The organism is Caulobacter sp. GW821-FHT10E02 (assembly GCF_059415225.1).
The window spans coordinates 702,729-726,972 of the sequence record NZ_JBWKMV010000001.1; the positions used below are offsets into that span (position 1 = coordinate 702,729).

The window sequence follows — 24,244 nt, forward strand, 5'->3', positions numbered from 1 at the left end:
AGCCCGTCTAGCAAGGCCGAACCATCTTCGAAGAGCTCAGCGCCCGCATGACCGACGCCGCCGACGACATCACGCCGCCCGAAGAGAAGGGCGCCGTCGCCGAGTTCATCGAGATCATCAAGACCGTCGCCTACGCCCTGGGCATCGCCCTGGTGCTGCGGGTCCTGCTGTTCCAGCCCTTCACGATCCCGTCGGCCTCGATGGAGCCCAACCTCTATCAGGGCGACTACATCATCGTGTCGAAGTTCAGCTACGGCTGGAGCAAGCACTCGATCCCGTTCAGCCCGCCGATCATCAAGGGCCGGATCCTGGGCCATGCGCCGACGCGCGGCGACATCATCGTGTTCAAGCTACCGCGCGACAACCGCACTGACTACATCAAGCGCCTGATCGGCATGCCGGGCGACAAGGTCCAGATCCGTGGCGGTCAGGTGTTCATCAATGGCAAGGCCCTGCCGCGCAAGGAGCAGGCCCCGGCCCTGGTCGACACCGGCTACGGCTTCACCCAGCAGGTCCAGCGCTTCCAGGAAACCAACCCGGAAGGCCGCCAGTACAACACCCAGGACTTCGGTCCCGACAGCCGTGGCGACAACACCGGCGTCTACACCGTGCCGGCCGGCTGCTACTTCTTCATGGGCGACAACCGCGACAACTCGGCCGACAGCCGCTTCGATCCGGGCGTCTCGCCGTACAAGGAAGCGACCTGCAAGTGGGACTACGAGCTGGATCAATATATCGGTGACGAGGTCGGCGTCGGCTTCGTGCCCGCCGAGAACCTGGTCGGCCGCGCCCAGATCATCCTGTTGTCGTGGAACGCCGAGGCCAGCCTGTTCAAGCCGTGGACGTGGTTCCTGAACGCCCGTCCCAGCCGCTTCTTCCACGTGCTGAAGTGATCGCCGCAAATGGATAGACGGGTCGCCGCCGTCGGCGACCTTGAGCGCCGGATCGGCCATAGCTTCAAGGACCGCGAACTGCTCGAACGCGCCCTGACGCACGCCAGCGTCGGGGACGGGGCCAAGAAGGTCCGCGACAACGAGGTCCTGGAGTTCATCGGCGACCGCGTGCTGGGCCTGCTGGCCGCCGAGGCTTTGGCCGATCGGTATCCGAAGGCCAAGGAAGGCGAACTGGCCCCGCGCCTGAACGCCATCGTCAGCCGCGAAACCTGCGCCCGCGTCGCCCGCCTGGCCGAGCTCGGCCCGGCCCTGCGCCTGTCGGCCTCGTCCAGCAAGATCGGCGGCCGCGAGACCGACTCGATCCTGGCCGGCGCGACCGAAGCGCTGATGGCGGCGCTGTACCAGGACGGTGGTCTGGATGCGGCGCGCAAGGTCTTCCTGCTGCTGTGGGCCGACGAGTTCGACCGCGCAGGCGAGGGCCGTCCGCGCGACCCCAAGACCGCGCTGCAGGAATGGGCTCAAGGCAAGGGCAGGCCGCTGCCGACCTACCGCGTGCTCGACCGCACCGGCCCCGACCACGCGCCGGTGTTCACCGTGGAAGTGGCCGTGAAGGGCGTCGACCCGGCCATCGCCAAGGGCAAGTCCCGCCAGGAAGCCGAAAAGGCCGCCGCGAAAGCCCTGCTGGAACGCGAAGGCGCGGAGTAGGGCGCACGCTGGTCAGGCGTTTAATCCTCAGGGGGAGGAATTCCGCCCCTGCTGTGCTACACGCACGCGCAATGACTGAAACCACCTCCCAAACTAAGGCCGGCTTCGCCGCCATCATCGGCGCTCCGAACGCCGGCAAGTCCACCCTGGTCAACCGCATGGTCGGGGCCAAGGTCTCGATCGTGACCCAGAAGGTCCAGACCACCCGCTTCCCCGTGCGCGGCGTCGCCATCGAGGGCGATACGCAGATCGTGCTCGTCGACACCCCCGGGATCTTCAGCCCGCGCCGTCGCCTGGACCGCGCCATGGTCCGCTCGGCCTGGGCCGGTTCGGAAGACGCCGAGGCCACCGTCCACCTGGTCGACGTGCAGGCCGAGCTGTCCAGCCGCGCCGACAAGGCCACGCCGGGCGAGTTCCGCTCGGCTCAGGACGTCCAGACCATCATCGAGGGCCTGAAGGCCGCCGATCGCAAGGTCATCCTGGCCCTGAACAAGATCGACGGCGTCAAGCGCGACACCCTGCTGGCCATCGCCAAGGACTTCTTCGACCAGGGCGTCTACACCGACGTCTTCATGATCAGCGCCGCGACCGGCGCGGGCGTCGAGGACCTGACCGCCAAGCTGGTGACCCTGATGCCGGAGAGCCCCTGGCTCTATCCGGAAGACCAGACCGCCGACCTGCCGGCCCGCCTGCTGGCCGCCGAGATCACCCGCGAGAAGGTCTATCTGCGCGTCCACGAAGAGCTGCCCTACGCGGCCAGCGTGGAGACGACCGCCTTCGAGGAGCGCAAGGACGGCAGCGTTCGCATCGAACAGACCATCTTCGTCGAGCGCGAAGGCCAGCGGATCATCGTGATCGGCAAGGGCGGCCAGACCTTGAAATGGATCGGCCAGGCCTCACGTGAAGAGCTGTGCGACATCCTCGACCGCAAGGTTCACCTGTTCCTTCACGTGAAGGTCAAGGAGAACTGGGCCGAGGAGCGCGGTCTGTTCAGCGATATCGGACTGGATTTCGATGTTTGATGCGCCCGCGGCGGCCGTGGACCTGGACGCCTATTTCGCGCGGATCGGTTACGACGGCCCCCGCGAGCCGACCTTGGCGGTGCTGCGCGCCATCACGCTGAAGCACCCCGACGCCATCCCGTTCGAGAACTTCGACGTCCTGCTGGGGCGGGGCATCAGCATCGTCCCGGCCGATGTCGACGCCAAGCTGATCGGCGCCGGACGGGGCGGCTACTGCTACGAGCAGAACGGCCTCTTGAAGCGTGTGCTGACCGCCCTGGGCTTCCAGGTCGAGGGCCTGATGGCCCGCGTGCTGTGGATGGCCCCGGAAGGCGCGCCGCCGCGTCCACGTTCGCACCAGGTGTTGGGCGTTTCGATTGATGGCGAGACCTGGCTGGCCGACAGCGGCTTCGGCGGCTGCGTGCTGACCGGTCCGCTGCGGCTGTTCTCCGACGAGGTCCAGGACACACCGCACGGCAAGTTCCGCATCCTCGACACCCAGACGGACGGCGTGGCCGAGCGTCAGGTGCAGGCCGACCTCTCGGGCAAGTGGGCGACGCTCTACCAAGTGTCGAAGGGCGGTTGGGCCGCTGTGGACTACGAGCAGGCCAATTTCTTCACCTACACGCACCCCAGCTCGCACTTCACCTGGAGCATGACGGTCGGCCGCACAACGCCGACCGCCCGCTACGCCCTGAAGAACAACCGCTTCACCCATCGCGACGTCACCGGCGCGGTGGTCGAGCAGCGCGACCTCTCGGCCGACGAGCTGGAAGCGACCTTGCGCGACGTCATCGGCCTGCCGGTCGAAGCGGACTGGAAGCCGGTGCTGGACAAGGTCGTGGCCTGGGGTACGCCTTCATGAGCATGGAATGGGAGGACGAAGCCTACGTCCTCTCGGCCCGCTCGCACGGCGAGACGGGGGCCATCGTCGAGCTGCTGACCCAGGATCGCGGCAAGTTCGCCGCCCACGTGGCCGGCGCGGCCTCGCGGCGGATGAAGCCGTTCCTGCAACCGGGCGCGCGGGTCATCGCCCGCTACCGCGCCAAGGTCGAGGGCCAGCTGGGCTCGGCGACCCTGGAGCCGATGGGCGAGGGGCCTTCGGCGCTGTTCGACGATCGCCTGGCCCTGGCCGGGCTATCGTCCGCCGCCGCGGTCGCCGCCTTGGCCTTGCCGGAACGCGAGGCCCATCCCGGCGCCTTCCATGCGCTGGAAGCCCTGATCCGCGTTCTGGAAATCCCCGACATCTGGCCGGCCGTCTATGTCCGCTACGAGGCCGGCCTCTTGCAGGAACTGGGCTTTGGCCTGGACCTCTCCAAGTGCGCCGCCACCGGCAGTTTCGACGACCTCGTCTATGTCAGCCCGCGCACCGGCCGCGCCGTCAGCCGGGGGGCGGGCAAGCCGTATCACGACAAGCTCTTGCCGCTGCCGCCGTTCCTGCTGTCGGCCCAAGGCGGTCTGGCCGAGGGCGACGTGAAGGCCGGCTTGGACATCACCGGCCACTTTCTCGAACAGTTCGTGTTCGGCCCGCTGAACCGACCGCTGCCCGCGCCGCGCATGTGGCTGCTGGATCGGTTGACCGAGGCGGGGCGGCTTTAAGAACCGTCACAAACCCGAGCTATCGGCGGAGCTTCAGTTTCCCGGAGTTCCGCGCATGTCCGTCCTCGACCGCTACGCCCTCAGCCGCCGCCGCCTGCTGACCGCCTTCGGCGCCACGGCCGCCACCGCGCTGTCGATCCCGCTGGTCGGCGGCCAGGCCCTGGCCCAGGCCGTATTCCGGACCTATCCGTTCCAGCTGGGCGTGGCCTCGGGCGATCCGGCTCCGGATGGCTTCGTGATCTGGACCCGCCTGGCCCCCGAGCCGTTCGAGATCGGCTACGGCATGCCGATGGCCCCGGTCGCCGTCGACTGGGAAGTCTCCGACCAGCCGGGCATGCGCAACATCGTCGCCAAGGGCACGACCGTGGCCCCGCCGGAACTGGGCCACGCCGTCCACGTCGAGGTCGGCGGCCTGCTGCCGAACCGCGACTACTGGTACCGCTTCACCGCCGGCAAGGAGCGCAGCATCACCGGCCGCGCCCGCACCACCCCAGCCCTGGGCGCGGCCCTGGACCGCGTCCGCTTCGCCGTCGCCGGCTGCCAGCACTACGAGGCCGGCTACTACACGGCCTATCGCCGCCTGGCCGAGGACAATCCCGACTTCGTCTTCTGCTACGGCGACTACATCTATGAAGGCCGCGGCAATCGCACCGGCAATGGTCCGAATGGCCCGGTCGAGAACGTCCGCCAGCACTTCGGCAGCGAGATCTACGCGCTGGACGACTACCGTCGCCGCTACGCCCAGTACAAGATGGACACCGACCTGCAGGCCGCCCACGCCGCCGCGCCGTGGTTCGCGGTCTGGGACGACCACGAGACCGACAACAACTGGGTGTCGGACATGGACCAGGACGGCACTGATCCGAAGCTGTTCAACCTGCGCCGCCAGGCCGCCGCTCAGGCCTATTACGAGAACATGCCGCTGCGGGCCTCGAGCTTCCCGGTCGGCACGTCGATCCAGATCTATCGCCGCGCCGCCTACGGCCAGCTGCTGAACCTCAACCTGCTGGACACCCGCCAGTTCCGCACCGACCAGCCCTGCAACGACAAGCAGACCTGGTGCGACGCCATCAACGCGCCGCAGGCCGAGGTCATCGGGGCCAAGCAGGAGAAGTGGCTGATGGAGGGCCTGACCGGCGGCAAGTCGACGTGGAACATCATCGCCCAGCAGGTGATGATGATGGACCTGGATCGCGATCCGGGCCCGGGCGTGGTGGTCAATCCCGACAGCTGGGCCGGCTATCGCATCCCGCGCGGCCGTCTCCTCCAGAAGATCAAGGACGCCAAGGTCGGCAACGTTGTCGTCCTGACCGGCGACGAGCACCAGAACTACGCCGGCGAGCTCTATGTCGACGGCGCCAAGGCCGAGGGCGCGCCGATCGCCTCGGAATTCGTCGTGACCTCGATCAGCTCGGGCGGCGACGGCAACGACCAGCGCGACGACTTCAAGAAGATCCAGGCCGCCAGCCCGATCCTGAAGTTCAACAACAACCAGCGCGGCTACGCGATCTGCGACGTGACCCCGAAGGCCTTCGTCACCGAGTTCAAGGTGCTGGACGCGGTCACCCGGCGCGACGGGAAGCTGTCGACGCGGGCGAAGTGGGCGCTGGAAGCCGGAAAACCGGGGATCGTTCAGGTCTAAGCCGTCGAATCATCGGGGGGATTTCTGCTAGGGTCGTAGCCCGGAGTACGAATCCCCTCGATGAACAAGCCTGTCCTGCCCCCCGGCGGTCCCGACGACGGTGACCGCATCCTCGACGAGCCGCTGACGGAAGCCCTGTCGCGGCGCTATCTGGCCTATGCGCTGTCGACCATCGGCTCGCGGGCTCTGCCCGACGTTCGCGATGGTCTCAAGCCCGTGCACCGTCGCGTCCTGTACGCGATGAGCAACATGCGCCTGAACCCCGAGGCCGCCGCGCGCAAGTGCGCCAAGGTGGTCGGCGAGGTCATGGGTAACTTCCACCCGCACGGCGACCAGTCGATCTACGACGCCCTGGTGCGCCTGGCCCAGGACTTCTCCCAGCGCGTGCCGCTGGTCGAGGGGCAGGGCAACTTCGGCAATATCGACGGCGATAACGCCGCGGCCATGCGTTACACCGAGTGCAAGATGACGGAAGCGGCGACGCTTCTGCTGGACGGCATCGACGAGGACGCGGTCGACTTCAAGCCGACCTATGACGGCCAGGACGAGGAGCCGCTGGTCCTGCCGTCGGGCTTCCCGAACCTGCTGGCCAACGGCTCGTCGGGCATCGCGGTTGGCATGGCCACCTCGATCCCGCCGCACAACCCGGCCGAGCTGATCGACGCCTGCCAGCTGCTGCTGACCAATCCCGACGCGACGACCGAAGAGCTGATGGAGAAGGTGCCGGGTCCGGACTTCCCGACCGGCGGCGTCATCGTCGAGCCGCGCGCCAGCATTCTCGAGACCTACGAGACCGGTCGCGGCGGCGTGCGCATCCGCGCCAAGTGGGAGAAGGAAGACACCGGTCGGGGCACGTACCAGATCGTCGTCACCGAGATCCCGTACCAGGTGAAGAAGTCCGATCTGGTCGAGCAGCTGGCCGACCTGATCGACAGCAAGAAGGCCGCCCTGCTGGGCGACGTCCGCGACGAGAGCGCCGAGGACATCCGTCTGGTCCTCGAGCCCAAGTCCAAGAACGTCGAGCCCGAAGTGCTGATGGAGAGCCTGTTCAAGCTCTCGGCGTTGGAAAGCCGCTTCCCGGTCAATATCAACGTGCTGGACGCGCGCGGCACGCCGGGCGTCATGGGCATCAAGCAGGCCCTGATGGCCTTCCTGGCCCACCGCCGCGAAGTGCTGACCCGCCGGGCCCGTCACCGCCTGGCCAAGATCGAAGCCCGTCTGCACATCCTGGACGGCCTGCTGATCGCCTATCTGAACCTCGACGAGGTCATCCGGATCGTCCGCTACGAGGACAAGCCGAAGGAAAAGCTGATCGAGACCTTCGGGCTCTCGGACATCCAGGCCGACGCCATCCTCAACACCCGCCTGCGCCAACTGGCCAAGCTGGAAGAGATGGAAATCCGCCGCGAGCACGCCGAGCTGGTCGAAGAACGTGACGGCATCCTGGCCATGCTGGCCAGCGACGCCAAGCAGTGGAAGCTGGTCGGCAAGGGCCTGGCCGAGGTCCGCGCCACGCTCCTGAAGATCAAGCATCCGTGGGACAAGACCCGCCCGACGGGCGTCAACGGCCGCTCGATCTTCGCCGACGCGCCGATCGTCGACGCCGACGCCGCCATCGAGGCGATGATCGTCCGCGAGCCGATCACGATCATCCTGTCGGAGCGCGGCTGGATCCGCGCCGCCAAGGGCAAGATCGAGGATCCGTCCGAGCTGAAGTTCAAGGAAGGCGACAAGCTCGGCTTCCTGGTCCCGGCCGAGACCACCGACAAGCTGCTGATCTTCTCCAGCGACGGCCGTTTCTTCACGCTGGGCTGCGACAAGCTTCCCAGCGCGCGGGGCCATGGCGAGCCAGTGCGGATGATGATCGAGCTGGACGACAAGGTGAAGATCGCCGACGTCTTCCCGTTCAAGGCCGGCCGCAAACGCATTCTGGCCTCGAAACAGGGCTACGGCTTCCTGATGCCCGAGGAAGAAGCGCTGGCCAACCGCAAGGCTGGCAAGCAGGTCCTGAACGTCGACGCCGCTGGCGCGGCCTTCTGCCTGGAAGCCGTGGGCGACCAGTTCGCGGTGATCGGCGACAACGGCAAGATCTTGATCTTCCCGCTGGAAGAGCTGCCGGAAATGCCGCGCGGCAAGGGCGTCAAGCTGCAGGCCTACCGCGAGGGCGGTCTGCGCGATGGCCTGTCGTTCAACGCCGAGACCGGGGCCTACTGGATCGACACCGCCGGCCGCCGCCGCGACTGGGCGGAGTGGAAGGAATGGGTCGGCCGCCGCGCCGGGGCCGGCAAGCTGGCGCCCAAGGGCTTCGCGACCAACAAGCGGTTCCGGCCCAAATGATGACGGGACGGCTGCGACGTCGGGCGCTGGGCCTTCTGGCCGGCGTGTTCGGCTGCGCGGCCGTCGCCACGACTCCGGCTCTCGCCCTGCCCAAGGGCAAGCCGGAAGAGCAGGGCTTCAGCGCCGAGCGGCTCAAGAAGCTCGACGAGCACATGCAGGCCATGGTCGATCGCGGCCAGGTCGCCGGCGGCGTGACGCTGCTGGCCCGCCACGGCCGCGTCATCCACGCCAAGGCCTTCGGGCGCAAGGCCCTGGGCGGCGAGCCGATGCCGCTCAACGCCATCTTCCGCATCCGCTCGGAGACCAAGCCGATCACCGGCGTGGCCATGATGATCCTGTACGAGCAGGGTCTGTGGAAGTTCGACGACCCGATCAGCAAGTTCGTGCCGGAGTTCGCCAACCTGCGGATCGCCACGGGCGTCGACGCGGCCGGCCAACCGATCCTGGCGCCGATCACCCGACCGCCGACCATGCGCGAGCTGATGACCCATACGGCGGGCTTCGCCTACGGCATCGCCGACGACCCCAACAGCCCGGCCGACCAGGCCTATTACCGCGCCGGCGTGCTGCAGTCCGGGTCGCTGAACGAGCTGGTCCAGAAGGTCTCGGGCCTGCCGATGTTCTCCGAGCCCGGGCAGCTGTGGCGCTACAGCGTGGCGGCCGACATCCAAGGCGCGATCGTCGAGCGGCTGTCGGGCGAGCCCCTGCCGATCTTCATGGAAGAGCACATCTTCGCGCCGCTGAAGATGAAGGACACCGCCTTCTACGTGCCCGAGCAGAAGCAGCCGCGCCTGGCCGCGCTGTATGACGGCGACCCGGCGACGGGCAAGCTGGTGCCGGCCATGGAAGGGGCGTGGCGCGACGTCAGCAAGCCGCCGGCCGCGCCGCTGGGCGGGGGAGGGCTGGTCTCGACGGCCGGCGACTTCGCCCGCTTCGCCCAGATGATCCTGAACAAGGGCGCCTTGCACGGCGTGCGGATCCTCAAGCCCGAGACCGTGGCCCTGATGACCCAGAACCATCTGCCGGCCGGTTTCGTGGTCACGACCAACGGCACGACGGGCGTGCTCAATCCCGGACCCAAGCCGTTCCCGTTCGCGGCCGGCATGGGCTACGGCATCGACATGGCCGTGGCCGTCGATCCTGCCGCCTCGGGCGCGCCGGTGGGGCCGGGCACGGTCAGCTGGGGCGGCAGCGCCGGCACCTGGTTCTGGATCGACCCGGCCAACGACCTGTTCTTCGTCGGCATGATCCAGCGTCTGGGCGGGGTCGGGCCGGGCCTGGACGCCCAGTCGCGGGCCCTGGTCTACCAAGCCATCGAGCGGCCGCCGGTCGTGCCCGCGCCGCCGGGCCAGCAGCCGGCCAAACCGCCTGTCAAAACGACCGCGGCCCGCTAGGTCCACAAAAGAAAACTCCCCCCCGCCGTCCGGCGAGGGGAGCTCCGTCACGACCTGGGGGGCTGATTTCCTAGGCCGCGAACAGGATGTCGGCGGCTTCGCTGAACTTGCCGACGGTCAGGCCGGTGACGCCGGCCAGCTTGATCAGGCCATCGCCGCCGTCCAGTCCGGCCACGCCGTTCTGGTGGAAGACATAGGTGTCGCCGTTCCACTCGAAGACCGTGTTGCTGTTGGCGGCGGTCAGGCCGGCATAGGCGGTCAGGGCGTCGTCGAAGGTGGCGGTGGCGACGAAGGCGATCTGACGCTTCTGGCCGGCGCCGATCACGGCCGCGAACTCGATCAGGTCGAAGCCCTTCTGGAAGTCGTCGACGACCGCGATGTCGGTCGCCTTGCCGCCGATCAGATGCAGAGGGCCGAACGAGCCGACGTCGATGTCGTCGTGGCCCGCGCCGGTGGTGATACGGCCGTCGAACTGCTCGACGAAGACGATGTCGTTGCCGGTCCCGGTGTCGATGTGGCCGCGCATCGGGCCGTTGTCGGCGAAGACGGTGTCGTTGCCGCCGCCGGTGCGGATGTAGCGGCCGGCGTCGAGGCCGCCCTGGTCGGCGATCACGGGCCTCAAGACGTCATTGCCGTCGGTGGCCAGGACATGGGTGTCATCGGCCGCGCCCGATTGGCGGACATCGACGTTCCAGTCGTGGGCGTATGAAGCCTTCTCGCCCGGCAGGCCGGGATCGCTGCCGCCGCCCGGCGCGTAGTCGCCGCCAGGGCCATACAGCGACAGGAACGACGGCGCCGCCGAGACCTTGCCGTCCACGCCGACGTCGGCCAGGTAGGCGCGCATGGCCTCGACATACGGGCCCTTGTTCTCTTGGACCGCCACCGCCATCAGCCAGCCGACCATGGCCGCGCGCGTGCCGATGCCGAACGAGCCGTCGCCGCCGATCGCCTCGAAATAGGCGAAGCGACCATAGGTCCCGCCATGGCCGTCCGGCACCGGCTCGGCGAACAGGGCCAGGACCTCGTCCAGGGTCTTCTCGACGCCGAACAGCTTGAAATAGGTCTTCTGGAAGGTGTTGATCGGCGAGCCGTTCTCGCCATAGGCGGCGATGAAGTCGGCGCGGCCTTCGCCGTTCTTGATCAGGTTGACCGCGAAATTGATGTAGCGGTTCGTGGTGTCGAACTGGGCGTAATAGGCGCTGTTCAGGTTGTTCGGGTTAGGGCCGCTGGCCGAGACCAGATAGTCGAGCCCGGCCGTGCCGAGGCTCATATTGGCCAGGAAGCCGTAGGACATCACCGCCACCTGGGTCGTGGCCTTGGCGCTGTCCTGGATCCATTGCACCGCGCTGGCATAGCTCCAGAGGTCGCCGACCATGCCGCCGCGCGCGGCGTCGATGCCTTGCGCCATCAAGGTCAGCTGGGTCGTGGCCGAAGCGGGAAGATCCACGCCCGTCGGCAGGCGGTGGATGTTGCGGTAGATCGTCGTCAGATTGTCGAGTGTGGCCATGTCCAGCGCCGCCTATGTGTATTCGTAATCCCTCGTGCAGTAAAAAATATACATGAACCCGGTTCGGGCAACCCTGTTCTTTGTGAAATAACCTTAACCTTCGCCGCGCCGGGAGACGTCTCGACCGGTCGTTGAAAAAGCGGGTTTCAACGGGGATGCGAGCGCACTAAGGTCCCTTCAAACATCTGTTCGGGAGGGCGCTTTGGCGTTTCGGAAGTTCATCGCGGCCGCGCTGGTCGCGACGCTGCTCACCGGTGGTTCGACCGCTGCCCTGGCCGCCGCGTCCAGCACGCCCGCCATCGCCGCCGCCGCGCCCGAAAGCGTCGGCTTCTCGGCCGAGGGCCTGAAGAAGCTGGACGCCCACATGCAGGGCCTAGTCGACACCGGCCACCTGCCGGGTGTCACCACCATGCTGGTCCGCCACGGCAAGGTCGTGAACTACGAGGTGCACGGCAAGAAGGGCTTCGATGGCCCGCCGATGACCAAGGACACGGTCTTCCGCATCTACTCCCAGACCAAGCCGGTCACGGGCGTGGCCATGATGATCCTCTTCGAGGAGGGCAAGTGGAAGCTGGACGACCCGGTCAGCAAGTACGTGCCGGAGTTCGCGAGCCTGCGGGTCTTCAAGGGCGTCAACGCCGACGGCTCGTTCGACACCGTGCCGGCCGACCGTCCGCCGACCATGCGCGAGATCATGAGCCACTCGGGCGGCTTCGCCTACGGCCTGGTGCAGGACAACCCGATCGACAAAGCCTACGCGGACAAGGTGCTGGGCGCCAAGTCGCGTACGGAGTTCGTGCAGAACATCGCCGCCCTGCCGCTGGTCGCCCAGCCGGGGACGCGCTGGAAGTACAGCGTCTCGGTCGACATCCAGGGCCTGATCATCGAGAAGCTGACGGGCATGTCGCTGGGCGACTTCATGCAGAAGCGGATCTTCACGCCGCTGAAGATGACCGACACCCAGTTCTGGCTGCCGGCCAAGAAGATGGACCGCCTGGCCTCGCTTTATGTCTGGGACGGCAAGGAAAAGAAGCTGGCCCCGGCCGAGGGCTTCATGGTGCTGGATATCACCAAGCCGCCGGTCGCGGCCTCGGGCGGCGGCGGCCTGGTGTCGACCAACGCCGACTACGCCCGGTTCGCCCAGATGCTGCTGAACGGCGGCGAACTGGAAGGCCAGCGGATCATCAAGCCCGAAACCGTCAAGCTGATGCGCACCAACGTGCTCAGCGACGCGATCATGAATTCCAACGACCCGCCGTTCAACACGGCCGCGGGCAGGGGCTTCGGCCTCGACTTCGCGGTGGTGCTGGATAGCGCCAAGGCCGGTCCGTACGGGCAGGGGACCTACAGCTGGGGCGGCGCGGCCGGCACCTGGTTCTGGATCGACCCGACCAACGACCTGTTCTTCTTAGGGATGATCCACATCCTGGCCAAGGGCGGCGATCCGGCCATCAGGAACATCGACGATGACAGCGCCAAGCTGGTCTACGACGCCCTGATCGACCCCAAGAAATAACGCTCCTTCAGGAGCCAAGAACAACAAGGGAGAAACGCCATGAAGGCCGCCGTCTATTACGAGACCGGGGCGCCGGACGTCTTTCGCTACGAGGACGTCGCAGATCCGGCCATCCATCCGCAGGGCGTGATCATCCGCGTTGAGGCGGTCAGCATCGAGGGCGGCGACACGCTCAATCGCGGCGGCGGCCAGATGGCGGGCAGCCCGCACATCGTCGGCTACCAGGCAGCAGGCGAGATCGTCGAGGTCGGGGCGGAAGTCACACACCTGAAGGTCGGCCAGAAGGTCGTCACCGTGAACGCCTTCGGCTCGCACGCCGAACTGCGCGCGGTGCCGGCCCGCAACGCCTGGCCGATCCCGGACGGCTTCGACATCCAAAAGGCTTCCGCCATCCCGGTGCCGTTCGGCACGGCGCACGAGTGCCTGTTCGGCGCGGGCTGCCTGAAGGCAGGCGAAACCGTGCTGGTCCAGGCCGGGGCGGGGGCCGTGGGCCTGGCCGCCATCCAGCTGGCCAAGCAGGCCGGCGCGACGGTGATCGCCTCGGCCTCCAGCGACGAGCGGCTGGAGCGCCTGAAGGTGTTCGGCATGGACCACGGGATCAATTACGGCCGTGACGACCTGGTCGAGCAGGTCATGAAGCTGACCGGCGGCAAGGGCGTCGACCTGGTCGTCGATCCGGTCGGCGGCGCGACCCTGCAGGGCAGCCTCGGCGCCCTGGGCTATCGCGGCCGCATCTCGCTGGTCGGCAATGCCGGGCGCGAGCCGATGAAGGTGGACGTCTCGTCGCTGATGGGCGGCAACCGCTCGCTGACCGGGGTCTTCCTGGGCGCGGAGATCATGACCGACCGCGTCCACGACATGATCCAGGAGATGATCGACCGGGCCGCCAAGGGCGAGCTGGAGGTGGTCATCGACAAGACCTTCCCGCTGTCCGACGCGGCGGGCGCTCACGCCTATATCGAGAGCCGCCAGGCCGTCGGCCGGGTGCTGTTGATCCCATGAACCGGGTCCTGGCTCATACGGGCGCGAAGTACCCGATCGTCCAGGCCCCGATGGGCTGGATCGCCCGTTATCCGCTGGCCTCGGCGGTGTCGCGGGCCGGGGGCCTGGGGATCATCGAGACTTCGTCCGGCGAGACCGATAACTGCAAGGCCGAGATCACCAAGATGGCGGCCAGCGGCCTGCCGTTCGGGGTCAACCTGCCGATCCTGTTCCTGCGCGACGACGCCATGCTGCGCTTCGTCTGCGAGAGCGGGGTCAAGTTCGTCACCACCTCGGCCGGCAGCCCGGCCAAGTTCGTAGGCCCCCTGAAGGACGCCGGTATCGTCGTCTATCACGCCGTGCCGACCGTCGACGCGGCCGTGAAGTGCGTTGACGCCGGCATCGATGGCCTGGTGGTCGAGGGCGCCGAGGGCGGCGGCTTCAAGAACCCCGAGGAGGTCTCGACCCTGGTCCTGTTGCAGGCGATCCGCGCCCGGACCGACGTGCCGCTGATCGCCGCCGGCGGCATCTGCGACGGACGCGGCATGGCGGCGGCCTTCGCTCTGGGCGCCGAGGCGGTCCAGATGGGCACCCGCTTCGTCAGCTCGGCCGAGAGCCCCGTGCACGCCAACTACAAGGCCGCGATCACCGGGGCCAAGGAGACCGGCACCTGGGTGCTGAACAAGAAGGCCAGCCCCTGCATCCGAGCGATCAAGTCGGATCTCACCAAGGAGATCTACGACGCCGGCGTCATGCCGCCCGACGTGCTGAAGAACATCCTCGACGTCTATTTCGGCGGCGACATGGAGGCCGCGCCCGCTTTGGCCGGCCAGACCGTCGGCCTGATCGACGAGGTCAAGACAGCCCAGGCGATCATCGACGAGACCGTCGCCCAGTTCCACGACATCACCGGACGCCTCGGCGCCCTGGCCGCCGCGCGCGGCTTCTAGGAGTTACGACATGCAAGACCTGTTCTCCCTCGAAGGCCGTGTGGCCCTCGTCACCGGCGGTTCGCGCGGCATCGGCGCGATGATCGCCAAGGGCTTCCTCGTCTATGGCGCCAAGCGGGTCTACATCACCGCCCGCAAGGCCGCCGCCTGCGACGCCGCCGCCGAGGAGCTCAGCCAGTACGGCGAGTGCGTCTCGCTGCCGGGCGACATCTCGACCATGGAAGGCATCGAAGGCTTGGCCAAGCGGATCGCCGAGCGCGAAGAGAAGCTCGATATCCTAGTCAACAACGCCGGCGCGGCCTGGGGCGCGGCCTTCGACGAATTCCCCGAGGCCGGCTGGGACAAGACCGTCGACCTCAACATGAAGACGCCGTTCTTCCTGACCCAGGCCCTGATCGGCCAATTGCGCGCGGCGGCCGCCGACCGCGTCGCCAAGGTCATCAACATCTGCTCGATCGACGGCCAGTCGGTGACCAAGGACGAGACCTATCCCTACGGCGCGTCCAAGGCCGGCCTTCTGCACATGACCAAGCGCATGGCCCTGCGCCTGGCGGCCGACAACATCGCCGTCAGCGCCATCGCGCCCGGCGCCTTCGCCTCGGATATGAACAAGGTCGCCCGCGACCACGCCGACGCGGTGTCCAAGGCCATCCCGGCCGGCCGCATCGGTTCGGAAGAGGACATGGCCGGCGCGGCCATCTACCTGGCCTCGCGGGCCGGTGACTACGTGATGGGCGGCGCGGTGACCGTCGACGGCGGCGTCAGCTTCGCGCGCTAGAACGACAAAGCGCGCCATTCCGGCTGGAATGGCGCGCTTCTTCTTGTGAGCGTCGCGGATTAAGCGGCGCGCGAACGGCCCATCGACGAACGCGCTTCGCCTTCGATGTGGAAGCGGCCGACCAGCTGGGACATCTCGTTGGCCTCGCCCCGCAGGCTGGTCGCCGCGGCGGTGGCTTCCTCGACCATGGCGGCGTTCTGCTGGGTTACCTGGTCCATCTGATTGACCGCGTTGTTGACCTGGCTCAGACCAGTGGCCTGTTCGCGCGACGAGCGGGCGATCTCGGTGATCTGGTCGGTGATCTCGCTGACCTTGCCGACGATGCCGGTTAGGGCCTCGCCCGTCTGGCCGACCAGCTTCACGCCGCGCTCGACCTGGGTCGAGGAGTTGGCGATCAGCGTCTTGATTTCCTTGGCCGCGTCGGCGGAACGTTGGGCGAGAGCCCGGACTTCCTGGGCGACGACCGCGAAGCCGCGACCGGCTTCACCGGCGCGAGCCGCTTCCACGCCGGCGTTCAAGGCCAGCAGGTTGGTCTGGAAGGCGATCTCGTCGATCACGCCGATGATCTGGGTGATCTGGCCCGAGCTCTGCTCGATCTCGCCCATGGCGGCGACCGCGTCACGGACGACCGCGCCCGAGCGCTCGGCGTCGACCTTGGCCGAGGCGGCGGCGTTCGAGGCCTGGATGGCGCCTTCCGCGCTGCGATTGACCGTCGAGGTGATCTCGTCGAGGGCGGCGGCGGTTTCTTCCAGGCTGGCGGCCTGCTGCTCGGTGCGGCGCGACAGGTCGTTGGAAGCGCTGGCGATCTCGTCCGAGCCGCCCCGGATCGAGCCGGCGGTCTGGGCGATATTGACCAGCGCGTCGCGCAGGCGGGCCAGCGAGTGGTTGAAGTTGTCCTTCACCGGCTGGGCGCGGGCCGAGAAGGTCGCGTCGATGCGGTGGGTCAGGTCGCCCTCGGCCAGGGCCTTCAAGCCATCGGCCAGGGCGTCCAGTGCCGCCTGGTTCTCGGTGGCCTCATCGCGAGCCTTGTGCTCCATCAGCGTCTGCTCGTGGATGTCGGTCAGCGAGCCGCAGGCGCGGATCGTACCGTCCACCGAGTGACGGCAGCCGCCCGTGGCGCGGAACCAGCGGTAGGCGCCGGCTCGGGTCCTCAGACGATAGGTGACGTTGTAGCGGGCGTTACCCGTCCGGTCGGTCAGGTGAGCGGCGAAGGCGGCGAAGGTGGCCTCGACATCCTCGGGGTGCAGCTTGTCCGACCACGACTGGCAGACATTGGGGAAGTCGGCCTCGCTGGTGTAGCCGATCAGGCGGCGGAATTCCGGCGACCAGGTCCAGACGCTCTTGGGATGCAGGGCGTCGGCGTTATGGAGAACCGACTCCCACAGGCCGATGCCGCAGGCCTGGTCCAGAAGCTCCGAGCGTTCCTTCAGGTCCGCGAGCTCCTTCTTCAGGCGATCGACCTCGCCCGTCTGACGTCCCGAGAAAAGCATGGTCCCCATCCACTCGCTGGCGCCGCGTCCCTCGCATGGCGCGTGACCAGATGTGTGATGAGTTGGTTTCCTGGGTCTTAACCAAGGCGCCCAAGGTGAAGATTTAACCCTAGGTCAGGTCGTCCAGCATGGCCGGCTCGGCGTCGCTGAGCAGCAGGTCGCACGAGTCCTTGGCTAGGATGCGGCCGCTGGGCGGACGGGCGCCGCGTTCGCGGGCCGACATCAGCGACCAGCCGCCGGGCTTGAGGATCTCCAGCGGCGAGAAGCGCGCCTTGTAGGCCATCTTCTCGCTGCCCGGGACCCAGTAGCCCAGATAGACGTAAGGGACGCCGCCCTGCTGGGCCTGGACGATGTGGTCCAGGATCACGAACGAGCCCAGGCTGCGCCGCGTCTCGTCGGGATTGTAGAAGCTGTAGACCAGCGACAAACCGTCGGCGAGCACGTCGACCAGCACGCAGGCGATCAGGTCACCGGGGCCACGGTCCTGCGACTTGAGGCGATATTCGATCAGGTGGGTGCGGACCGCGGTGTCCTCGACCATGGCCACGTAGTCGGGCCAGGTCATCTCGGCCATGCCGCCGTCGGCGTGACGGGTCAGCAGGTAGCGGCGCAGCAGTTCGAACTGCTCCAGCGTGGCCTCGGCCTCGACCAGATGGCGCTCGAGGTCGTCGTTGCGGTTCAGGACCTTCCGCTCCGAGCGCGACAGCACGTAGTCGGCGGCTGGCGCGCGAGCCGACTGGCAGGCGCGGCAGGTCTCGCAGGCGGGGCGGTAGGCGATGTTCTGGGAGCGACGGAAGCCGACCTGGGTCAGGCTGTCATTGACGGTCGGACCATCGGACAGCGGCAGGTGGGCGAACACCTTGCGTTCCTCGCGGCCGGGCAGGTACGGGCAAGGCGTGGGCGCCGTCAGAAAGAACCGAAGCTGTCGCGTCGGAAAATGCTGCGTCACTGTAAAGCCCTGTCCCCTTCAGCGTGTGCTGCCCAGAACGAGATTAGGGGGCATTGCGTTCAGTTGCGCAAGCTTCACGACGCTCGCGCGCGGCGAACGGTCACAGGTTATCGGGAAGGACCGGCTTTTCGCGCAGCAGGATGATCGAGATGCGTCGGTTACCCGCCAGAGTCGGGTCGTCGGCGTACAGCGGCTCGGAATTGGCCTTGCCCGACACCTGGTAGATGCGGTCGTCGTCGACCCCGGCGCCGCGCAGCACCTGGCGCGAGGCGTCGGCGCGCTGGGCGGACAGCGACCAGTCGCCGTCCTGCTTCTTGCCATAGGCGTTGGCGCTGGTGTGGCCCGAGATGGTCACGCGGTTGGGCAGCTGGTTGATCACCTTTGCGACGGCGCGCAGCAGGATGCGGGCGCGGTCATTCGGCTCCTTGGAGTTTTCCTTGAACATCGACCGGCCTTCCTGGTCGATCAGCTGGATGCGCAGGCCCTCCGGGGTCTGGTCGATCATGATCTGCTTCGACAGTTCGGCCAGTTCCGGCATGTCCTGCAGTGACTGGCGCAGCGACTGGGCGGCCGAGGCGAAGGCGTCCTGTTCCTTCTTGGCCAGGGCGTCGCGCAGGGCTTCCTCGCTGGCGGGGGCGAGCGAGGCCTGCTCGGAGCTTTGGCCGTCCTTGCTGACATTGTCGGGAGCTTCGGGGGCCATCTGCTGGATGACCGACATCTTGCCGTCGGCCTTGGCGCCGTCGTCGCCCAGCGAGGTGCCGCCCAGGATGCCGCCCGAGCCGCTGGTGGTGGACGAGATCGAGGCGGGCGCGAAGTAGTCGGCGATGCCCTGTTTCTGCTCGGGGCTGGTCGTGTTCAGCAGCCACATCAGCAGAAAGAAGGCCATCATCGCGGTCACGAAGTCGGCATAGGCGACCTTCCACGCGCCACCGTGGTGACCGTGTCCGCCGCCCTTCTTGATCTTCTTGATGATGATCGGCTGTTCGCTGTTGACCGCCATCGTGCTTAAGCCTGCTTAACCATGAAGCCGGAACCTGCCCGAAGGACGTTAAGATGGGGTTGCCGAAGCCGCTGCCCGGCGCGTAATCCGGGCTCCTCGCAAGGAGCAGCGACATGAAGACGGCGTTTATCGGCCTGGGCGTGATGGGCTTTCCGATGGCGGGACACCTGAAGGCCGCCTGCCACGAGGTCGCCGTCTACAACCGCACCGCCGAAAAGGCCCGCAAATGGGCCGAAAAGCACGGCGGGCAGGCTTTCGACACCATTCCCGAGGCCGTGGCGGGCGCCGAGGTCGTGCTGCTGTGCGTCGGTAATGACGACGACCTCCGCGACGTCGTGGCGCAGGCCTTGCCGGCCCTCGAAAAGGGCGTGACGGTCGTCGATCACACCACGACTTCGGCCAAGGTCGCCCGCGAGATGGCCGAACTGCTCGCGCAGAAGGGCTGCGCCTTCGTCGACGCGCCGGTGTCGGGCGGCCAGGCCGGGGCCGAGAACGGTCAGCTGACCATCATGGTCGGCGCCGATCAGGCCGCTTACGACCGCGTGCTGCCGGTCATCGACGTCTACGCCAAGGCCGTGCGCCGCATGGGCGAGGTCGGCTCGGGCCAACTGACCAAGATGTGCAACCAGATCGCCATCGCCGGCGTCGTCCAGGGCGTGGCCGAGGCGCTGCACTTCGCCAAGCGCTCGGGTTTGCCCACCGAGGACGTGCTGGCCGCCATCTCTAAGGGCGCGGCCCAGTCGTGGCAGATGGAGAACCGCTGGCCGACCATGGACCAGGGCAAGTTCGACTTCGGCTTCGCGGTCGACTGGATGCGCAAGGACCTCGGCATTGCCCTGGACGAAGCTCGCTCGAACGGCGCCAAGCTGCCGGCCACGGCCCTGATCGACCAGTTCTACGCCGAGGTGCAGGCCATGGGCGGCAACCGCTGGGACACGTCCAGCCTGGTGGCGCGACTAGAGAAGTAGGGCGGCGAGCTCGGCCGCGTCCCAGTCGGGATCGCGCGGCGCGACGACGATCGGCGTGCGGGTCTCGAAGGCCCGCAGCATCTCGACGGTTTGGGCCAGGTCGGGAGCGTCGAGGCTTTCGCTGACCACGATCGACGCGACCGTCAGGCTGCGTGCGCGGATGACCTCCAGCGCGGTCAGCAGGTGGCTGGCCGTGCCGAGATAACTGCCGGCGACAAGCAGGACGGGCAGGCCGAGCGCCGTCATCAGGTCGAGATTGGTCGCGTCGTCGGTCATCGGCGACATGACACCGCCGGCGCCTTCGACGAGGGTGAGATCGGTGTCGCGCGTTTCCAGCCAGGCGTGGCAATCGGCGATCAGGTCGGCCATGACCAGCGTCTCGCCTTCCAGTCGCGCCGCGAGGTTCGGGGCCAGGGGGGCGCGGTAGCGTCTCGGCGAAATCTCGGCCCAGGCGTCGGGGCGGCCCAGGGCGGCGGCGAGGCGGGCGGGGTCGCTGGTCTCGGGCGCGTCGGGATCGAAGCCGCTGACCACGGGCTTGAAGGCGTCGACGCGTAGGCCTCGAGCCCGGGCGGCGCGGAGCAGGGCGCAGGCGATGTGGGTCTTGCCGAGGTCTGTGCCGGTCCCGGCGACGAAGAAGCTTTTCATCGCAGGGCCGCCACGGCTTCGGCCAGGCGCAGGACATCGGCGTCGTCGTGCTCGGCGCTGAAGGCAACACGCAGGCGAGCCGTGCCTTCGGGCACGGTCGGCGGGCGGATGGCGACGACCAGGAAACCCTGATCCTCCAGCGCGGCCGAGGCGGCCAGGGCGGCGTCGGCGTCGCCCATGATCACCGGGACGATCGGGCTCTGGGCGTCGGTCAGGCCGAGATGGCGGGTGAACAGGCGAGCCTTGGCGAGAGGCCGTTCGGTCAGACCCGGCTCGGTCTGGATGACGTCCAGCGCCGCCAGGGCCGCGGCGGCCGAGGCTGGCGGCAGGCCGGTGGCGTAGACCAGAGTGCGGGCGCGGGTCTTCAGCAGGTCGATCACCGCTTGCGAGCTGCAGACATAGCCGCCGTAAGAGCCCAGCGCCTTGGACAGGGTGCCCATCTGCAGCGGGATGTCGGCATCTGGGAAAAGGGCGGCCGAGCCTCGGCCTTCCGCCAGCACCCCGACGCCGTGGGCGTCGTCGCTGAGCAGCCAGGCGTCGTGTTCCGTGCACAGCGTTGACAGCCGATCCAGCGGCGCGATGTCGCCGTCCATCGAGAAGACGCCGTCGGTGGCGACCAAGGCGCGGCGGGCCAGGGGGCGCTCGGCCTTCAGCAGCCGTTCGAGGTCCTCAACATCGTTATGAGCGAACTTGACGATCTTGGCGCCGGACAGCTGCGCGCCGCTCCAGATGCAGGCATGCGCCAGGGCGTCGATGAAGATCGCGTCGCCCGGGCCGACCAGGGTCGGGATCGTGCCGGTGTTGGCGAGATAGCCTGAGCCGAACACGCAGGCCGCCTCGGTTCCCTTCAGGCGGGCCAGGCGTTTTTCCAGGTCCGACAGCAGCGGATGGTCGCCGGTGACCAGGCGCGAGGCCGCAGCGCCCGCGCCGTAGTTCAGCGCCGCTTCCGCCGCCGCGGCGCGGACCAGGTGGTGATGCGACAGGCCCAGATAGTCGTTGCACGAGAACGAGATCAGTCGCTTGCCGTCGCGCTCGACCACGGCGCCGTCGTGGCGGCGGGTGGGCTTGAGGCGGCGGCGCAGGCTCTTGGCCTCCAGGGCGGCCAGCTTCTCGCCGGCGAAGGCGTCGAGGCTCTGCATGTCGTTTCCCTTTGCGGCAACGAAAGCGCGGGCATAGGCAAGGCGCCCCGAGTCCGCAAACGGAAACCGTCATGTCCGATCCAGCTTGGCTGACCCAAGGCGCGCCGCATGTCTGGCGTCCGTACTGCCAGATGAAGACCGCGCGGCCGCCGCTGCCGGTGGTGGCGACGAAGCGTTCGCGGCTGGTGTTGGCCGACGGACGCGAGCTGGTCGATGGCCTGGCGTCGTGGTGGACGGCCTGCCACGGCTACAACCATCCGCACATCGCCGACGCGCTGCGGGCGCAGATCGAGACCATGCCGCACGTGATGTTCGGCGGCCTGGCGCATGAGCCGGCCTATCGGCTGGCGGCGCGGCTGGCCAAGCTGCTGCCGGGTGAGCTGGATCACGTGTTCTTCGCCGAAAGCGGCTCGGTCTCGGTGGAGATCGCCATGAAGATGGCGCTGCAGTTCCAAATCAATCGTGGCGTCAAAGGCAGGACCAAGTTCCTGGCCTTCCGGGGCGGCTATCACGGCGACACCCTGGCGACGATGACGATCTGCGACCCGGAGGAGGGCATGCACAGCCTGTTCGCCGGCGTCATGCCCGAGCAGGTGATCGCCGACCTGCCGCGCGACACCGACAGCGAGGCGGCGCTCGATACGCTGCTCGCTGAGCGCAGCCGCGAGATCGCGGCCATCCTGGTCGAGCCGCTGGTCCAGGGCGCGGGCGGCATGCTGCTGCATCCACCGGAAGTGCTGCAGACCCTGCGCCGCCTGGCCGACAAGCATGGCGTGCTGCTGGTGTTCGACGAGATCTTCACGGGCTTTGGCCGCACCGGGACCCTGTTCGCCATGCAGGCGGCGGGGATCGAGCCGGACATCGTCACCCTCTCCAAGGCCCTGACCGGCGGCACCCTGCCGCTGTCGGCGGCGGTCGCCTCGCGCAAGGTGTTCGAGGCCTTCTGGTCCGATGATCCGGGTGCGGCGCTGATGCACGGCCCGACCTACATGGCCAACCCGCTAGCCTGCGCGGCAGCCAACGCCTCGTTGGACCTGTTCGAGGACGGAAGCTGGGCGGCCGATGTGGCGCGGGTCTCGGCGGCGCTGGCCGAAGGCCTGGAGCCGTGCCTGGCAGGGCAGGGCGTTGTCGATGTCCGGGTCCTGGGCGCGATCGGCGTCGTCGAGTTCGACGCGCCCGTGCCGGTCGGCGATTTCTGCGCCCGCTTCGCCGCGTTGGGCGCCTGGATCAGGCCGATGGGCAAGGTAGTTTACCTGACGCCGGCTTTCACGACGCCGGACACGGACCTGGCCCTGCTGACCGCCGCCGTCCGCGCGGTGGTCGGGGTTCATTGACCCGAAGAGCCTGGTCTGATCCAAGCCCTGCCATGTCCTCCAAGTCGTCCCCTCTGACCGGTCTGGAATACCTCGCCATCCTGGGGATCATCCTGACCTGGGGGATCAACAACGCCGCCGCCAAGGTGGCGACGCACTACCTGCCGCCGATGCTGATGGGCGGCCTGCGGTTCGGCGCGGCGCTGGTCTTCCTGTTCCCGTTCATCCGGCCGCCGTTCCCGGAGCCCAAGCGGCTGCTGGCCATCGTGCTGCTGACCGGACCGATCCACTTCGGCGTGATCTATGTCGCCTTCAGCATGGCCGGGGCCCTGAGCCCGCTGGTGGTGGCCAGCCAGCTGTGGATCCCGTTCACGGCCATCTTCGCCTGGCGGATGCTGGGCGAGACCATGCGCGTGCCCGCCGTGGTCGGCTTGGCCGTCGCCTTTGTCGGCGTCGCCTGGATGAGCCTGGACCCGCACGCGGCGGGCGATCTTCCGGCCATCGTGCTGATCGTCTTCGCTAGCGCCTGCTGGGCGGTGGCCACGGTGCTGGTGCGCAAGACGCCGGGCATCAAGCCGCTGAAGCTGCAAGGCATGACGGCCCTGGTCGCCGCGCCGGTGCTGCTGACCCTGTCGGCCCTGTTCGAGACCAACCAGGTCCAGCGGATGCAGACCGCGCCGCCGATCGCCTGGCTGTGCGTGCTGTTCGCCGGCGTGGTCTCGACCATCGGCGCCAGCGCGCTGCTGTTCTGGCTGGTCCAGCGCCGCGAGGCGGGCCGGGTGACGCCGTACTTCCTGCTGACGCCGCTGGTGTCGTGCTCGATCGGCATCCTGTTCCTGGGCGACAAGCTGACGACCCAGCTGCTGATCGGCGGCGGCGCGACCATGGTCGGCGTGGCGCTGGTGGCCCTGACCGAGAAGCGCGCCAAGACCGCCGAAGCGGTCACCGAGACCGCTAACCCTTAGCCGGCGGGCACTGCGCCGCGGGGTCGAGCTTCAGCAGCGCCGGCGTCGCCGCGATCTCGCTTTGGCCGCCGTCATCGGCATAGACGCCCGTCAGCACCTTGCCGGTCACGCCCAGCGGCGCGCCGGCGTGGGTCTTGATCAGGAGGAGGCTATTGAGATCGTCGAGATGTTCGACGCTGATGAAGCCCGCGCCGACCGTGGCGTAGCCCTTGATCGCCGCGCCCGAGCCCTCGACGATCCAACCGGGCGGCTTGTTGCAGACGGCGACCACCTCGGCCCCGGTCAGCTGAAGCTCGAACGACTGAAGGTTCTGGTTTCCGTTCGCCGGATGCCAGGCCAGCGAGACGAGCTGCGTCGAGGACACGCCCGGCTTTTCCGGTAGCTTGGTGTCCTTCGACGTCTTGGAGTCATGGCAGGCGGCCGTCGCGACCAGGGCGAGAACGATGAGCGACAGCCGCCAGTTACGCATGGG

At 67.9% G+C, this 24,244-nt stretch carries 22 protein-coding genes; 15 read left to right on the top strand and 7 right to left on the bottom strand.

Annotation, left to right across the window (positions count from 1 at the left end):
• Positions 1-47 precede the first annotated feature (47 nt).
• The 8 genes from lepB to AC07NI_RS03405 all read left to right on the top strand — a co-directional run bounded on the left by lepB (position 48) and on the right by AC07NI_RS03405 (position 9,571).
• Positions 48-893, top strand: a complete 846-nt coding sequence (gene lepB, locus AC07NI_RS03370; protein ID WP_494616260.1) for a signal peptidase I — start codon at positions 48-50, stop codon at positions 891-893.
• Between the two features lie 9 nt (positions 894-902).
• Positions 903-1,598 carry a ribonuclease III gene (rnc, locus tag AC07NI_RS03375; protein ID WP_494616261.1) on the top strand — a complete coding sequence of 232 codons (696 nt, stop codon included), beginning with the start codon at positions 903-905 and terminating at the stop codon, positions 1,596-1,598.
• 71 nt (positions 1,599-1,669) lie between these two features.
• Positions 1,670-2,620 (top strand): GTPase Era, encoded by a 951-nt coding sequence (era, locus tag AC07NI_RS03380; RefSeq protein WP_494616262.1) that lies wholly within the window; start codon positions 1,670-1,672, stop codon positions 2,618-2,620.
• On the top strand, positions 2,613-3,464 hold the full coding sequence (locus AC07NI_RS03385; protein WP_494616263.1) for an arylamine N-acetyltransferase family protein: 852 nt from the start codon (positions 2,613-2,615) through the stop codon (positions 3,462-3,464). Before era ends, AC07NI_RS03385 begins: the two co-directional genes overlap by 8 nt.
• Before the next feature lie 2 nt (positions 3,465-3,466).
• Positions 3,467-4,198, top strand: a complete 732-nt coding sequence (recO, locus tag AC07NI_RS03390; protein WP_494618238.1) for a DNA repair protein RecO — start codon at positions 3,467-3,469, stop codon at positions 4,196-4,198.
• Between the two features lie 55 nt (positions 4,199-4,253).
• Positions 4,254-5,840: an alkaline phosphatase D family protein gene (locus AC07NI_RS03395; protein ID WP_494616264.1), complete on the top strand. Its 1,587-nt coding sequence runs from the start codon at positions 4,254-4,256 to the stop codon at positions 5,838-5,840.
• 60 nt (positions 5,841-5,900) lie between these two features.
• Complete coding sequence (parC, locus tag AC07NI_RS03400) at positions 5,901-8,177, top strand: DNA topoisomerase IV subunit A (protein ID WP_494616265.1); 2,277 nt, start codon at positions 5,901-5,903, stop codon at positions 8,175-8,177.
• On the top strand, positions 8,174-9,571 hold the full coding sequence (locus AC07NI_RS03405; protein ID WP_494616266.1) for a serine hydrolase domain-containing protein: 1,398 nt from the start codon (positions 8,174-8,176) through the stop codon (positions 9,569-9,571). The genes parC and AC07NI_RS03405 overlap by 4 nt, the downstream gene beginning before the upstream one ends.
• A 70-nt stretch (positions 9,572-9,641) precedes the next feature.
• On the opposite strand, the gene AC07NI_RS03410 is transcribed toward AC07NI_RS03405, so the two are convergent.
• A complete protein-coding gene (locus AC07NI_RS03410; protein WP_494616267.1) occupies positions 9,642-11,078 on the bottom strand; it encodes a hypothetical protein in 1,437 nt (478 codons plus the stop codon).
• A 202-nt stretch (positions 11,079-11,280) separates the two neighbouring features.
• On the opposite strand from AC07NI_RS03410, the gene AC07NI_RS03415 reads away from it, so the two are divergent.
• From AC07NI_RS03415 to AC07NI_RS03430, 4 genes are read left to right on the top strand one after another with little or no spacing between them, the layout of a single operon-like run.
• A complete protein-coding gene (locus AC07NI_RS03415) occupies positions 11,281-12,594 on the top strand; it encodes a serine hydrolase domain-containing protein (protein WP_494616268.1) in 1,314 nt (437 codons plus the stop codon).
• Positions 12,595-12,633: 39 nt separating this feature from the next.
• A complete protein-coding gene (locus AC07NI_RS03420; RefSeq protein WP_494616269.1) occupies positions 12,634-13,596 on the top strand; it encodes a quinone oxidoreductase family protein in 963 nt (320 codons plus the stop codon).
• Positions 13,593-14,525, top strand: coding sequence for an NAD(P)H-dependent flavin oxidoreductase (locus AC07NI_RS03425; protein WP_494616270.1), 933 nt, complete (start codon positions 13,593-13,595; stop codon positions 14,523-14,525). The genes AC07NI_RS03420 and AC07NI_RS03425 overlap by 4 nt, the downstream gene beginning before the upstream one ends.
• Positions 14,526-14,535: 10 nt before the next feature.
• Entirely contained in the window at positions 14,536-15,303 is a 768-nt protein-coding gene (locus AC07NI_RS03430) for an SDR family NAD(P)-dependent oxidoreductase (protein ID WP_494616271.1), read from the top strand.
• 59 nt (positions 15,304-15,362) lie between these two features.
• Here AC07NI_RS03430 and AC07NI_RS03435 read toward each other — a convergent pair whose 3' ends face one another.
• The 3 genes from AC07NI_RS03435 to AC07NI_RS03445 form a co-directional block, all read right to left on the bottom strand.
• Positions 15,363-16,802, bottom strand: a complete 1,440-nt coding sequence (locus AC07NI_RS03435; protein WP_494616272.1) for a methyl-accepting chemotaxis protein — start codon at positions 16,800-16,802, stop codon at positions 15,363-15,365.
• 100 nt (positions 16,803-16,902) lie between these two features.
• The gene (locus tag AC07NI_RS03440; RefSeq protein ID WP_494616273.1) at positions 16,903-17,742 is read right to left on the bottom strand and encodes an arginyltransferase; all 840 of its coding nucleotides are present in this window, start codon (positions 17,740-17,742) and stop codon (positions 16,903-16,905) included.
• Between the two features lie 100 nt (positions 17,743-17,842).
• Positions 17,843-18,742, bottom strand: coding sequence for a flagellar motor protein MotB (locus tag AC07NI_RS03445; RefSeq protein WP_494616274.1), 900 nt, complete (start codon positions 18,740-18,742; stop codon positions 17,843-17,845).
• 113 nt (positions 18,743-18,855) lie between these two features.
• Between AC07NI_RS03445 and AC07NI_RS03450 the strand changes: the two genes are divergently transcribed.
• A complete protein-coding gene (locus AC07NI_RS03450) occupies positions 18,856-19,710 on the top strand; it encodes an NAD(P)-dependent oxidoreductase (protein ID WP_494616275.1) in 855 nt (284 codons plus the stop codon).
• Here the strand turns inward: AC07NI_RS03450 and bioD are convergent.
• Positions 19,699-20,355 carry a dethiobiotin synthase gene (gene bioD / locus AC07NI_RS03455; protein ID WP_494616276.1) on the bottom strand — a complete coding sequence of 219 codons (657 nt, stop codon included), beginning with the start codon at positions 20,353-20,355 and terminating at the stop codon, positions 19,699-19,701. The two genes, AC07NI_RS03450 and bioD, sit on opposite strands and share 12 nt — an antisense overlap.
• Positions 20,352-21,494 (bottom strand): 8-amino-7-oxononanoate synthase, encoded by a 1,143-nt coding sequence (gene bioF / locus AC07NI_RS03460; protein ID WP_494616277.1) that lies wholly within the window; start codon positions 21,492-21,494, stop codon positions 20,352-20,354. The genes bioD and bioF overlap by 4 nt, the downstream gene beginning before the upstream one ends.
• 71 nt (positions 21,495-21,565) lie before the next feature.
• Here bioF and AC07NI_RS03465 point away from each other — a divergent pair, with 71 nt between their 5' ends.
• Positions 21,566-22,828, top strand: a complete 1,263-nt coding sequence (locus tag AC07NI_RS03465; protein ID WP_494616278.1) for an adenosylmethionine--8-amino-7-oxononanoate transaminase — start codon at positions 21,566-21,568, stop codon at positions 22,826-22,828.
• Positions 22,825-23,772: a DMT family transporter gene (locus tag AC07NI_RS03470; protein ID WP_494616279.1), complete on the top strand. Its 948-nt coding sequence runs from the start codon at positions 22,825-22,827 to the stop codon at positions 23,770-23,772. Before AC07NI_RS03465 ends, AC07NI_RS03470 begins: the two co-directional genes overlap by 4 nt.
• On the opposite strand, the gene AC07NI_RS03475 is transcribed toward AC07NI_RS03470, so the two are convergent.
• Positions 23,762-24,241 (bottom strand): hypothetical protein, encoded by a 480-nt coding sequence (locus AC07NI_RS03475; protein WP_494616280.1) that lies wholly within the window; start codon positions 24,239-24,241, stop codon positions 23,762-23,764. The two genes, AC07NI_RS03470 and AC07NI_RS03475, sit on opposite strands and share 11 nt — an antisense overlap.
• Positions 24,242-24,244: the final 3 nt, after the last annotated feature.